This is a genomic window from uncultured Rhodococcus sp., assembly GCF_963525155.1.
GTDB classification, from domain to species: domain Bacteria; phylum Actinomycetota; class Actinomycetes; order Mycobacteriales; family Mycobacteriaceae; genus Rhodococcus_F; species Rhodococcus_F qingshengii.
Window position 1 is genome coordinate 1 of record NZ_CAURKP010000143.1, and the last position, 13,689, is coordinate 13,689.

A 13,689-nucleotide genomic window follows, 5' to 3' on the forward strand; every position below is an offset into this window, starting at 1 on the left:
ACGCTGCACGGCAGCGCGAGCTTCGTCCGCCCATCCGTGACGGAGCAGTCGTTTGGCGGCAAGGACTCCCGGTCCGACGTTGGCGGCAATCTGCTCGGCACTCTCGCGGGCGCGTGCCTGTACCTGGTCGGCCGGCACGGCGGCTGTCGCCAGTCCGTAGGCGGCAGCTTCGACGCCGCTGAGCCACCGGGCCGACAGGATCAGCTCGGCGGCTCGCTGCGTTCCGATCACCTTGGGCAGCAACCAACTACTGGCAGCTTCGGGAGCTGTACCCAGCGAAGTGAACGGTGCCCGCAGACGTGCGTCCTCGGCAACGTAGACGACGTCGCAGTAAAGCAGCATGGTCAGGCCGATGCCGACGGCAGCGCCGTGTACCGCGGCGATCAATGGCTTCGGGAACTCCACCAGCGCGACGATCAGCGGCGCGAATGCGTGGCCGAAGTCGGCGTTGTCTGCGCCTGGTTCGGCGAGTGCGCGTAGGTCGACGCCACTGGAAAATGCCTTGCCTGCGCCCTCGACGATCACCACGGCCACGGCTTCGTCCGACGCCGCGTCGTCGAGCGCCTTGGTCAACGCTCGAAAACCGGCTGCATCAAATGCGTTCAGACGACTCGGATTATTGAAGGTCAGCGTTCGCACTGCTCCGGCATCCGCGACCAGGATGGGTTCAGAGGTGTTTGTCGACATTCGCTCCCCTTCGTTCCAAACCAAGCAGTTGCTAGGTATCCAAGCACCGTAACCGTCCACAGACGACAAAAGAAGGGCCCCTCGCGGGGCCCTTCTTCGTGTTACGGATCGACTCGAGAACTAGTCGTTGTTGAAGTAGCTCAGCAGACGCAGGATCTCGACGTACAGCCAGACCAAGGTGACGGTGAGGCCGAATGCGACGCCCCAGGCTGCCTTCTCGGGCGCCTGTGCGCGGATCAGCTGATCAGCGGCGTCGAAGTCGAGCAGGAAGCTGAAGGCTGCGATGCCGATGCAGACGAGGCTGAAGATGATGGCGAGCGTTCCGCCGTCACGCAGTCCCAGTCCGCCCTCGACGAAGAAGCTCGCGACGAGGTTACCGAGGGCCAGAACGACAACGCCGATCAATGCGCCGATGATCATTCGCGTCAGACGCGGTGTCACCCGGATCGCACCGGTCTTGTAGACGACCAGCATGCCGAAGAACACGCCGAACGTTCCGAGGACTGCTTGCGCGATCAGTGCGGATCCGCCGACGCCACCGAATTGAATATCAGTGAACATGAACGACAGCGCACCGAGGAACAGACCCTCGGCGACGGCGTACGCCAACACGATTGCCGGGTTGTCCATCTTGCGGCCGAACGTAGCGACCAGAACCAGAACGAGGCCGACGAGACCGCCGCCGATGACCAGCGGGGTAGCGAGGTCGACGTTGTTGTTGACCAGGAAGTACGACACTAGTGCCGAGATCGTCAGCACACCGAGCGTGATGCCCGTCTTGGTGACGACGTCGTCGATCGTCATGGCCCGCGAGGTGGGACCGGTCTGGTACGGCTCGGCCGGAGCGTACTGCGGCTGACCGAACTGCTGGGTTGCCTGCGAGGCGCCCGCCGTCGCAGATCCGAACGAGGCGTATCCGTTGCCCTCTTGCTTGGGCAGATTGCGGAACACCGGGTTGCTGGTGGTGCGCACCGTGATCATCCCTTCATCGTGGTGGCCTACGACGGGTGCGTCGCGGGTTCGCCGGACGGATCCGAGTTTCCGACACGGTCCGTGTACCTGACTAAAAGTAAAGCACTCGTAATTTACAACGTCGAAGCTTCGGTTGTAGTTCCCGGCGCATTTCCGGAAGATCAACACTCTTCGACACTTGTCCCTTTTCGATACTAGGACGGTTTGACCGACTTCATCACGATGAACTTCGCGTTCTTCGCCATCGCCTCGCTCGGACCCACCGAGGCTTTCAGCGGTTCGCGATACCCCAGATGCGCGTTGTGAACAGTCCACAACTCGCCACCCGGACGCAGGACGCGACCGGCAGCTTCGAACATCTTGAGTGCTCCGCCGGTGTGCACCGCCGCGCCGACGTGGAACGGCGGGTTCAACAGAACCAGATCCGCGCTCGCACTGGGCAACGAACTCACGGCGTCGTCGCGCAGGCCGCTCACTCGATCGCCGACGCCATTTGCGGACGCGGTCGCCAGGGCCGAAGCGACGGCTGCCGAGGACTGATCCGTTGCGATCACGTGCACGTCCGGGAACTTCCGCGCGATCGCCGCCGCGAGAATGCCGCTGCCACAACCCAGATCGATCACGTCGCTCAGCGGATCGACCGCAATCTTTCCGAGGTTCTCCAGGAGCAACCGGGTGCCGATGTCCAGGCTCGCACCGGCAAACACTGCGCCGTGAGCAACGACGTCGAGGTCGAACTCTTCCAGGCGCTCGGCCATCGGGAACGTGACGACGACCTCGGCCTTCGGTTCCGAAGCCTTGAGTACGCGGGACTTCTGACGCCCACGCGAGGCGCTGACGTCGGAAAACGATTCGCCGAGAACCTTGTTCATCGCCGGGGTGATGTGCTTGTCACGCCCACCGGCGAAGACACGAACCGCCGGGTCGGCGTGGAGCGCGATCAGCTGAGCGATCTCGGCAAGTTCGGCGAGGCTACGCGGCAATTGCATGAGCACGACGCGGGCGCCGCTGAGCAACTCCTCGTCCAGTCCGTGCGAGGTGAAGGCGTCACTGAATCCGAGTTCGCGCGCATTGTTCGCGAGGGCCAACTCTCCAGTGAGCGGATCCTGGTGAACGCGCACGCCGGCGATTCCGTGCACGAGCGCAACACCGGCAGTCAGCGCACCGTAGTGATCGCCGATCACGACGACGGTGCCCGCCGGCGCTGCGGCCAGAGCGTCGGCGGCCTCGTCGAGGATCAGACGATCAGCCGCATCGACGGCAAAGAGATTGGGTGCCTCGACATCGGGGAATCGGCGCAGACGATCGAACAGTTCGGGTGTGTCGGACATGCCACCAGTCTTTCAGGTGGAACTACGCAACACTCAATCCCCCGACCAGCAGGTGATCAGTTCGACATCCCTGTCAGTTCGACATCCCTGTCAGTTCGACATCCACCGCACGACGTTGTCGACGGTTTCGCGTTCGGTGCGGAATCCGTTCACCGGGTGGCCGGCGTCGGGGTATCCGAACGAGATCGCGCAGACAACCTTGCGAGTGTCGTCGATACCGAAATGCTCGTGAATGAACTTGGAGCTGCCCGCGAGCGCCGCCTGCGGAATGGTGGCGACCCCCAGACTCTGGGCCGCGAGCAGGAAGCTGTTCACGTACAACCCGCAGTCGACTGCGCCGTAGGTGCCCAATGCCTCGTCGGTGGTGATGATCGCGACGTGGGGAGCGCCGAAGAGCTCGAAATTCTTCATCGTCTGTGCCGCGGATCCGGCGCGGTCACCGTGCTCGATTCCGACGCTCGAATACAGCGCCATCGCGCAGTCGAACCGACGCGACTTGTAGATGCCCTGGTACGCGCGCGGGAACTCGAAGTCCGACTCCTGGGCGTTGGCCATCACGTACTCACCGAGGCCGGCGCGGAATCGCTCGGTGCCCTCCCCTTCGGTGATCGCGACCTGCCACGGTTGCGTGTTGCACCACGACGGCGTCTTCTGCGCCAGCCGAAGGATCTCCTCGATCACCTCACGTGGCACCTGACGGTCCTCGTAGGCGCGGCAGCTGATCCGGGCGTCGAGCAACGCTTCCAGGCTCGTATCCACGACGATGCTCTCGGTCATGTGTTCTCTCCTCGATCAGGCTGCACTACAACACTTCGCACGATAGAACTACCGCCTCGACGCAATAGTCAGCGGGTCACCTTTGCGAAGGCCGCCACCAGCTCGCCGAACTCTGCCATCGCCGCATCCGGATCCGGATCTACTGCTGCCAGCGCAACCAGCACATCGGTGGCACCGGATTCGAGCAGCTGCTCGGCGCCGATCATCGTCGCCGGGAGGTCGATCGAACCGTCGGACCCGCGTACGACGGTCAGTCGCCCACGGACCTGCAATTCTGCTGGATCGCGTCCGAGATCCGCCATCGCTTTGCCGATGACGTCGATCCCTTCACGTAGGTCGTCGTCCGCGGCACCCATGATCGGAATCCACCCGTCACCCCAGGTTGCGACGCGTCGTACAACGGCCTTGGAGAGCGAACCGGACACCCAGATCGGGATTCCAGCGGCCGGACGGGGCGCGCAGTACACGTCGTCGAACTTCAGACGAGGGGTGTCGATGCTCGCCGGCGCCGAACTCCACAGGGCCCGGCACACTGCGAGAGCGTCGTCGAGCAGTGGTCCCCTTTTACCGAAGTCCATACCTGCCGCCTCGTATTCACGTTCCTGCCAACCTGTTCCGACGCCAAGGTCGAGTCGGCCCCCGGAGAGCAGATCGAGTGTCGCGGCCGTCTTGGCCAGTACCGCTCCCCCGCGCAGCGCCGCGATGACGATTCCGGTCCCCAAGCGAATTGTCTTCGTCTGTCCGGCAACAAAAGCCAGGACGGTCAGCGGCTCGAGCCAGTTGGCGTCGGGCTCGGTGGGGAACGCCGACCACGTGTACGCCGAGTTGTCCGAGCCCATCACCACGTGATCGGTGACGAGGACCCGGTCGAAGCCGGCAGCTTCCGCGTTCTGACAGACCTGCACGAGTTTCGCGTAGGAGTCCTCCGCGAGAGTGGTGCCGAAGTTGGGAACGTTCAGACTGAAAGTTGTCATGTGTCAAGCCTTTCGGGGCCGGTTGGTCCAGCCACCCTCTTCTGTGGGGAACCAGCCTCCGGCAGCGTGCGAGCCGCCGTCGACGTGGATCACGGTTCCGGTGATGTATCTCGCCAGGTCGGAAGCCAGGAACAGTGCGGGGCCGGCAATGTCGACCGGCTGGCCCGGTCCGCCCAACGGTGCCCACCCCGGCCACTTGTCCCAGTCGTCGGCAGGAACGATCTTGCGATACGGCACCTGTACCGACTCGATCAGATCTGGGGCAATGGCGTTGACGCGCACTCCGGTTCGACCGATCTCCACACCAAGGCTTCTGGTGAACTGCGTCAGCGCGGCCTTGTATGCCGAGTACATCGTGTGGCCCGGGATCGCTCGATGCGCCTCCACCGTCGTCAGGTTCACGATCGATCCACCCAAACCGCGATCGATCATGCCGGGAAGCAGGGCATGGGTCAGACGCACGACGTGATCGAAATTGATGCTGCCGGCCTCGGACCAGAAACCTGGATCCGTACCGGTGAACTTTGTCGGCGGGTTCAGGAAATGACCCACGTTGTTCACCAGGACGTCCGGCGCGAACTCGGTCAACGCGACGGGGACTTCCCGCGTCCGCACGTCGTACTCGAGATAGTTGATCGAACCACCTGCAGCCGAGTCGAATTCGACGTCGCCAAGAGAAGCCACGTCGACAACCAGAACTGACGCGCCATGCGATGCAAATGCTCGAACAATCGCTGCGCCGATTCCCTGGGAACCGCCTGTGACCACTGCCTTCTTACCCACCAACATCGGCCCTGGGGAGTACGCCGATCCGACCACCACGAAGACACCCTTCTGCAGTTCGATGTGAAGCACTTCGGCGTACCGTCACACATCGAACGGCAAAACGGGCGCAAAGTTCTCACTCAGTGGTAGCCGCGACACCCCACCTGCTCGAACCGCCGAGTCGCCCATTCAAATAGTGCGGAATCTCGGCTGCCCGTATCGGCATTCCCTCGAGGTACCCCTGGATCACGTCACATCCGCACTCGGTCACTATCGCGCGCTGCCTCTCCGTCTCCACGCCCTCGGCGACGGTGTCCAGCCCCAGAGACTTGGCAATCGCGATGACGGCTCGCAAGACAGCGAACCTCGAATTCGAGGGATCCGCGTCCAGCGGTGCGACGAACGCCCGATCGATCTTCAACCGATCGAGCGGCAGCCGGGCCAAGCTGGCAACCGAGGAGAACCCTGTGCCGAAGTCGTCCATCGCAATGGCGATGCCGAGCGCCGAGAGCTGTACCAACACATCTCGGTCGGCGTCGTCGATGACCAACGATTCGGTCACCTCGATCTCGAGTCGGCTGGGGTGGAGGTTCACCTCGATCAGTGTCCGGCGTACCGAGTCGACGTATCGACTCGAACGCAGTTGCACCTGAGAAACATTGACGGCAACCCGAATGTCCTCCGGCCACGTTGTCGCCGCCGTGCAGGCAGCCCTCAGAACACCTGCACCGATCGGCACGATCAAGCCGGTTTCCTCGGCGACCGAAATGAAGTCTCCCGGCGAGACGAGACCTGAAGTCGGATGGTTCCACCGCAGCAGAGCCTCGAACCCGACAACAACTCCCGCCGCGGCCGAGACCTGTGGTTGATAAACCAACTCGAACTCTTCGTCGATCAACGCACGACGAAGATCCAACAATGCCCTGGCCCTACCCGTCGCACGATCCCGCAAAGTCGCATCGAAGGCGCGAATCTGGTTCCGACCGCTCTCCTTTGCGTGGTAAAGCGCGAGGTCCGCGACAATCACCAGGTCTTCGAGGCTGTCGGCGTCGTCGGGCATCGAGCCGTAACCCAGGCTGGCACGAATGCGAATCTGGTTGCCGACCAGTGAAAATGGTCGTTCGAATGAGTCGAGAATCGTTTGGAATCTCGCCTCCACCTCATCTGCACTCCCGATGTCGTCGAAGGCTACGTCGTCGAAGGCGATGGCAAACTCGTCACCCCCCAGTCGGCCACAGATCTCGTTCGATCGCAGAACGCTGTGCAGTCTGCTGGCAACATCGCGAAGCACGTCGTCTCCGATGTGGTGTCCCAACCGGTCGTTGATCGACTTGAAGTTGTCCAGATCCAGAATTGCCAGCCACACCCGGTGTCCGTCCCGAATCCGCGAAGACAGTTGAGCGTTGAAGCTGTACCGATTTCTGAGCCCGGTCAACGAATCGATTTCTGCCAATCGCAAGATGTTCTGGCGCTGGTGATACGAGTGCGTGATATCGGATCCGACACCGCGCCACCCGTAGGTCGCCCCATCGCCACTGCCCGGGTGACCTGACATCGACCACCAGCGAGTATCGCCCCGTACGACGACCTGCATGGTGAGGTCCCGAAACGCCGTCCCGGCTTGAAAATTCGCGGCGAGGAGATCAAGGGACTTCCTGCCCACATCTGTTCGGGACGCGCCGATCCCGATCAGGATCTCGTGCATTGTGCGGCCCCGAATCTGCGCTGCCGGCAAACCGACCTGCTCGGCGAATCGATACGACACGGTACTGGCGATACCGCGCGAATCGGTCTCCCAGAGCCAATCCTGTGCTCCGTCTTCGAGATCGTTGAGCAACAATTCGACGAGATCTCGTTCGTCCTCGGCCACGAGCTCGGCGTGTAATCGTTTGTCGAATAGTTTGGCCAACAGCAAAGTTCCGCTGTAGAGCGAAACGAGAAAGATCATGAGCACCCCGACCAGCACATAACGCGAGGGTTCCGGCTCAGTCCAGAATCCCCCCGCCAACCCAAGCCCGACCAGTCCTATCCAAATCAGGGTGAATCCGCGAAACATCAATGTCGGGAAAACGCCGACTGCGATGCCTCCCATCAATGTCGAGGTCAGCACCAATTCGTTACCAGGATCGAGGATCGGGAACAGCACCAGCGCCAGGCACGCGAGCAAGACCCCCCACACGACGACCTGGATTGTGAGTACCCCCAATTCGGTGGTCTGCGACTCCGAAATCCCCAGCCGCGAGCGCCCCAGCCAATAGAGGCTGAACGCGATGCTCGACACGGCCACGACGCTCGGCCATACCCAGCGAAACATCCCGGTATCCGCTGGCAGAAGCACCACGATCGTCGACAGCGCGATAGCAGCGATCAGGAACGCCCACGGCAGTATTCCCGCCGTGAACTCCAGGCGTCGGTTGAGAAGTCGGTGGCGATCGTAGTCCGACAGGTTCTCGTCAGAACCTCGGCGGCTGAGCCTGCGCACCGCAGTTTCGACAAGACGTCTTCGTACCACCGCCGGGTCATCCACGTCGGCCTGCTGTCGCCAGCGCCACTGCCTGGACAGACATGACATCACCGGCAGCATGCCCTTGCACAGTCCGCACCCTCGCAGCCGCAACGGCCTTCAGTTGCTCCTCACTGTCCACTCCTGAGACCACTACCTCCATTCCCAATGCGTCGACCAGATCCACGACAGCTTCGAGGATCGACCGTCCACCAGGCGCTGCACCCGAAATGGAGCGTTCTATCCGGACGCGGGTGAACGGGAGGCCGGACAGTGATGCGAGCGAGGAGAATCCGGCACCGAACTCGTCCACGGTCAGCGCGATTCCCATGCCCGCAATGGCGTGCAATGCAGACTTGGACTCGTCGGTGATCGCCGAGGATTCGTTGAGTTGGAGCTCGAGCTGATGTGCACTGGCACCTGATCGTCGAAGCGAATCCCCTATCGAGTCGACAAAGGAATCCGATTCGAGCTGACGCGTCGATACCGCGACGGCTACCCGCAGGTGATCAGGAAGGCGCGACGCCGCCTCGCACGCCAGCTCGAAGACGGTCGTTCCTAGTGAGTACGCCAAACCGGTGTCGTCTGCGACGCTCATGAATTCCGCGGACGTCACAGCTCCGAGCCGGGCGTTGTGCCAGACCACGCGGACCTCCACGGCCACGATCTCGCGGGAGAGCACGTCGATCCTGGGCAGCAACTCGAGTTCGAGGTCCTTCTCCGCGACGGTGTTTCCCAAATCTTCGAGCAGGCGGGCCCGCCGATCGGCCACGGACTTCATCGAGTCTCGATATTCACGTACGCCCCCGCGCCCGGATTCCTTTGCCGCGAACAACGCGAGGTCCGCAGCGCCCATCATCTCGTCGGCGGAGGACTGTAGCTCGTCGGGGAGGTAGTACCCGATGCTGCATCCGATCTCCAACCGCGTACCGGCCACCGTGATCGGCTCCTGCAGAGTTTCGATGTAGCGGCCGAGCAGAGTACGAACTTGCGAGCTGTCACCTACATCGGTGAAAAGAATTGCGAACTCGTCTCCACCCAAACGTGCGAACAACTGTGACATCCCGCCGGCCTCGGACAGGCGATCCGCGACCTCCCGGAGAACCGCGTCACCAACGGTGTGTCCTAGTGTGTCGTTCACCGATTTGAAATTGTCGAGGTCGAGCATGGCCAGCGCGAGACGGCCTTCACTTGTGTACGGATCGCACAGCAGCCGCTCGAGCTCGGTCCAGAAGCTGTGCCGGTTCGGCATGCCCGTGAGTGCGTCCACCCGGCCCATCCGCACGATCTCGTCGCTCTGCAGTTTCACTTCCGTGACGTCGGAACCGACTCCTCGCCAGACGAACTCGTCGGGTGCCCGGCCAGGGCGCGGCCGTCCGGACACCTGCCACCACCGAATTTCGCCGTGAACGCGGACCGGAACGAGCACGTCGACGAATGCGGTCTTCGTGTGGCGGGCTTGCTGCAACTCCATGAGCGCATCGATTCCGCCGGGGATCCGTAGAGTGCCCAACTCCATGAACAGGTCCTGCCACGCCGTTCCCTGCAACTCGGCTGAGTCCAGCCCCGCTTCGGATGCGAGCCGCGTCGGAATTCGGTTGAACTTCCCCTTGTGATCGGTCTCCCACACGAAGTCCCCGGCGTTGCCTTCGAAGTCTTCGAGAAGCATTTGCACAACCGATCGTTCCGACGCGGCGCGCAGTTCAGCTCGGTAGCGCGATTCCAAGTTGCCCGAGACCACTATCGTGCCGCCGATCAGAGCTGCTCCGTACACGATCAATCCGATGAGAATTCGTTCGAACTCGGGCCCCGGTTGGAGCCAGAACGCCACGCCCAGGATCACGAGATTCGACAGCACCCAGGTGAGTCCGACGATGCGCAACATTGCTGTAGCCACGGCTCCTGCGCCGGTGATAGATGCGGACGCCGCCGTAAGGATCAGATCGCCGGAATCGTCCAGGATCGGGTACAGGACCAGGGCGAGCGAGGAATACAGGATTCCGACTACAGCAAATTCGACGATGAGAAACGCGTAGGACATCCGGTACGTGGGTGTGATCAGGTTGAAATGAATGGCGAGACCCACGCACATCCCCACCAACCCGATCACGCCGGACAGCAATGGCCACAGACGCGGCAACGGTCCGCTGTCCGGCGGAATCACATACAACGTCAGCCCGAGTGTGACGACGAGGTGGACGGCAGCGGCCCAGGGCAGCACGCCGAAGGTGACGGCTATCTGCTCACGAGTTACGTCATCACGTTGGGCGGGCGTCAGTCTTTCTCTCTGGCGGGGTTGCAGAAGCGACAGGACTGGCATCACTTACCTCCCGCTCCCACGACGCAATTGAATCGGACGTCCGACTCAGCAATTCTTCCGTAATTGGACTTTGCCGTGTCAACCAGTGCGTCCACCCTATTTCGGAGTCGCGTCTGCCCACAGACACAGTAATCAGCAAACTGCTGGTCTGCCGCAAGTTGGCGCCGCAAGTTTGATGCCCATGGGTTGAAATCAGACATGAGGGACAATGGCCGGAGATCGCCGATCACGTCGGTGGAGATTCCTCGACGGGTAACACGATCGGACTCATTCGAGTTCAGACAAGGACTATCACGATGGCAATCGACTACACCCGACGTTCCGGCGAGTCCACTCCGTCGCAAGCACCGGTCAGCCTGAGCAAGATCACGCTCACAAAATCGGCGCCGACGGTCAACCTCGCGAAGGCGGGTGAACGACAAGGCAATATGCGCGTGAACCTCAACTGGTCACAGGGGGCACCACCGAAGAAGACCGGTTTTCTCGCCAAGCTCGCCGGCGCAGGCTCTGGTGCGGTCGACCTGGACCTCGGATGCCTCTACGAACTTGCCGACGGGTCCAAGGGAGTAGTTCAGGCCTTGGGTAACAGTTTCGGTTCACTGACTTCTCCGCCCTACATCTCCCTCGACGGCGACGACCGCAGTGGTGCGAACACCGGCGGCGAGAACATGCACGTCAATCTTGGTGATCCAAGCGCTTTCCGGCGAATCCTGATCTTCGCGATGATCTACGACGGCGCTCCCAACTGGGCGGCCGTGGACGGCGTCGTCACCTTGTATCCCACCAACGGGCCGGAGGTGGAAGTGCGACTCGACTCCGCGAGCAACCAGGAGCGACTGTGCGCGATCGCGCTCATCCAAAGTTCAGGTCAAGGCGTGACGGTGACGCGCGAAGTGCAGTACATCAACGGCAGTCAGTCCGATCTCGACCGTGCGTACAACTGGGGTATGAAATGGGCTGCCGGACGAAAGTAGGGGCTGCGGACGGGGCCTCCCCCATCCGAATGACAATGTCCGAATCATCCACAATGTCGCAAGTTACTGGATAGTGTCGAGAAGTGGGGTCGGACATGAGGGGTCACGCTCGACACCGATAGTGGGTCGGTGACGCTATGTGCTTGGCGACGCCGACGTTCGACCGGAAAGGCCCTCGATTTCCCCCGAGATCGAGGGCCTTTTCGTATCTTGCGTCACTGTTCGCGCCCTTTCATTAGTTGATCGTTAAACTAAGCGTTCGTCCAACATGCACCGATGGAGAACGTGAATGTCCACGAATTCAGATCGACGCCCGCGCCTGCCCGTGAGAATCGCCTACCTCGCCGCAGGAGTTCTCTTTGTCGCCGCCATGCTCCTGTTGGCAAGCGTCGTCAACCCTGATCGGGACCGCGATTTCTCGATGAACCACGTCCCCGCGGGGACGTCGACGACCGCCTTCGTCACAACGTCCGACCTCGGCTAACGAAGGTACCGGTACGTAAGTGGCGCACGTCACGAACTGTGGGTAGTTTCAACGCCGATGGTTCGCGGTAGGTCGGTATTGAGAGGGACGGCCAACCACTGCCCTGCCTGGTTGCCCCACCCAAGCAGGCAGGGCACCCCAGATCAGGCAGGCACCCCCGATAATTTAAGCCTCAAGTAACTGTTACTCGGGAAAGACTTGTATCAAACCGGGACGAATCGTACATTTCATCCGGCAGTCGGCCTTCGTCCGACGCCATTGCCGTCAATGTCGACGGAACTTCTCTGAACACCACCACAAGTCGGCCACTTGTCGTGACCGCATTCGTCCTCTCGAAAGGCTCGCCCATGTTCGATTTCTTCGGCGCAATCTCCGGCTTCTTCGGCCTACTTTTCGGCACCGGCTCGTCGAGCGGGAGCTCGGGAGGAAGCAGCGACGCACCCGTCGCCCCGCCTACCTGATCCACAAGCCTCACCCGGCACCGATCCGCCGGGTGAGGCTCTCGCGAATCTCTTTGAAACACAACGTAACAGCACTTCAACTCCACCGACTTTTCTGCGGATTCACGCCTACGCACTCCGGCGTCCGGACAGTTTCACCACATCGCCTGCAGTAATGGGTCCTGTGTCCGCCATTCTCCGTCGAGGCACACCCGCAGACCTCCCAACCGACAAGGCATGTGTTCGCCGTGAGCCGGTGTCCGTTGGGGCAGCAGTCCGGGGATTGCTCGGTCAACCGCATCTCCACATTTTCGCACACATGTTCGACAACTTGGTACTGCACGCTGCACATTCGATTACACCGGCCGCTTCCGGTCGGCCCGAGCGCAACTATCCCTTCCGTCACTTCGGTCTGCTTTAATACGAAGGCTTTGTCGGGGGTTTACCAATGTCCGAAGTTGTCGAGTTTCTGCGAGCACACGCAGGCGAGCACGGGGTTGAACTATGGGTTTCTTCAAGAAGGCGGCAGTGACTGCTCTAGCGGTCGCTGCAGTCGGAGCATCAACAGGGATCGCATCAGCTGATCCGTCGACCGACGTGAATTACGAAGCGAAGGTCGTCGACAAGTCGATCGTCACCACCATCGACGCCGGGCTGTTCAAGGTATCCGGCGACGGCAAGTCCGTCGTCTTGCAGGACAGCAAGGGAGCCGACCTTGTTTCCCTGCCTCTCGCATACAACCTCGGGGATCTACAGTTCCCCTTCGATCGCACGATCAGTGAAGACGGTAAGACCCTCACGCTGACACCGATCACCGATTCGGCGAAGGCAACACCTCGACCCGAGAGTGCGCCTGCGGCAAAGGAATGGACGCCCGTCGCCTCGCCCGAGGAGAATGATCGGGCGATTGCGCACTTCCAGAGCCAACTCGGACTCGGCACTCAGGTCGGCAGCCTGCTCGGCACCATCGTCGGCGCCGGAATCGGTTGCGCTGTCGGCGCTCCGCTGGGCTTGACCATCGTCGGACTCCCCGTCGCCGCGGCACTGTGCCTGGGTGGCCTCGCAACAGGCGCCGGAATCGGCGGTGTCGCCGGAACGATCCTCGGCGGCGGCGGCGCGGCTGTCGTAGCCGGCATCGATCTCGTCAACACGCTGAATGCTCCTGCCGGGACGACCGTCTGGGCCCAGTAGCCACTTGGTGGTCAGTCGTTGCTCCACGGAAAACCCCGCCCGTCCGAAGAGGACGAGCGGGGTTTTTCGATTGCATGTGCAGGCGGATCTACTTGGTGCCCCCAGTCGGACTCGAACCGACACTTGACGGATTTTAAGTCCGTTGCCTCTGCCAATTGGGCTATGGGGGCCTTGCCGCACCCGACGGGTCGGGGTCGGCCCGGATAAGAATATCCGGGCGCGCGGAGCTCACCTCATCCCGAAGCCCGCGCCTATGTGCTGTTAGCTGTCA

Annotated in this window: 11 protein-coding genes and 1 tRNA gene; 3 read left to right on the plus strand and 9 right to left on the minus strand. The window is 61.8% G+C overall.

Annotated features, from left to right (window positions below; translation table 11 throughout):
- The 8 genes from RWT78_RS22455 to RWT78_RS22490 all read right to left on the minus strand — a co-directional run.
- Nucleotides 1-687, minus strand: a 687-nt coding sequence (locus RWT78_RS22455) for an enoyl-CoA hydratase/isomerase family protein (RefSeq protein WP_314680888.1), incomplete at its 3' end; no start/stop codon positions are given.
- Nucleotides 688-807: 120 nt separating this feature from the next.
- A complete protein-coding gene (locus RWT78_RS22460) occupies nt 808-1,659 on the minus strand; it encodes a Bax inhibitor-1/YccA family protein (protein ID WP_003943280.1) in 852 nt (283 codons plus the stop codon).
- 194 nt (nt 1,660-1,853) lie between these two features.
- On the minus strand, nt 1,854-2,990 hold the full coding sequence (locus RWT78_RS22465) for a methyltransferase (protein ID WP_314680893.1): 1,137 nt from the start codon (nt 2,988-2,990) through the stop codon (nt 1,854-1,856).
- A 90-nt stretch (nt 2,991-3,080) separates the two neighbouring features.
- Entirely contained in the window at nt 3,081-3,767 is a 687-nt protein-coding gene (locus RWT78_RS22470; RefSeq protein WP_314680896.1) for a nitroreductase, read from the minus strand.
- 68 nt (nt 3,768-3,835) lie between these two features.
- Entirely contained in the window at nt 3,836-4,741 is a 906-nt protein-coding gene (locus tag RWT78_RS22475) for a TIGR03619 family F420-dependent LLM class oxidoreductase (protein ID WP_003943284.1), read from the minus strand.
- Between the two features lie 3 nt (nt 4,742-4,744).
- Nucleotides 4,745-5,596, minus strand: a complete 852-nt coding sequence (locus tag RWT78_RS22480; protein ID WP_314680900.1) for an SDR family NAD(P)-dependent oxidoreductase — start codon at nt 5,594-5,596, stop codon at nt 4,745-4,747.
- A 46-nt stretch (nt 5,597-5,642) separates the two neighbouring features.
- A complete protein-coding gene (locus RWT78_RS22485) occupies nt 5,643-8,033 on the minus strand; it encodes an EAL domain-containing protein (protein ID WP_314680903.1) in 2,391 nt (796 codons plus the stop codon).
- The gene (locus RWT78_RS22490) at nt 8,026-10,329 is read right to left on the minus strand and encodes an EAL domain-containing protein (RefSeq protein ID WP_314680906.1); all 2,304 of its coding nucleotides are present in this window, start codon (nt 10,327-10,329) and stop codon (nt 8,026-8,028) included. The genes RWT78_RS22485 and RWT78_RS22490 overlap by 8 nt, the downstream gene beginning before the upstream one ends.
- A 296-nt stretch (nt 10,330-10,625) precedes the next feature.
- On the opposite strand from RWT78_RS22490, the gene RWT78_RS22495 reads away from it, so the two are divergent.
- The 3 genes from RWT78_RS22495 to RWT78_RS22505 all read left to right on the plus strand — a co-directional run bounded on the left by RWT78_RS22495 (nt 10,626) and on the right by RWT78_RS22505 (nt 13,418).
- Nucleotides 10,626-11,303 (plus strand): tellurium resistance protein TerA, encoded by a 678-nt coding sequence (locus RWT78_RS22495; RefSeq protein WP_007728823.1) that lies wholly within the window; start codon nt 10,626-10,628, stop codon nt 11,301-11,303.
- 289 nt (nt 11,304-11,592) lie between these two features.
- A complete protein-coding gene (locus RWT78_RS22500; protein ID WP_003946320.1) occupies nt 11,593-11,787 on the plus strand; it encodes a hypothetical protein in 195 nt (64 codons plus the stop codon).
- Nucleotides 11,788-12,731: 944 nt separating this feature from the next.
- Nucleotides 12,732-13,418: a hypothetical protein gene (locus RWT78_RS22505; protein ID WP_007728826.1), complete on the plus strand. Its 687-nt coding sequence runs from the start codon at nt 12,732-12,734 to the stop codon at nt 13,416-13,418.
- A gap of 93 nt (nt 13,419-13,511) precedes the next feature.
- Here the strand turns inward: RWT78_RS22505 and RWT78_RS22510 are convergent.
- A tRNA-Leu gene (locus RWT78_RS22510) sits at nt 13,512-13,588 on the minus strand.
- Nucleotides 13,589-13,689: the final 101 nt, after the last annotated feature.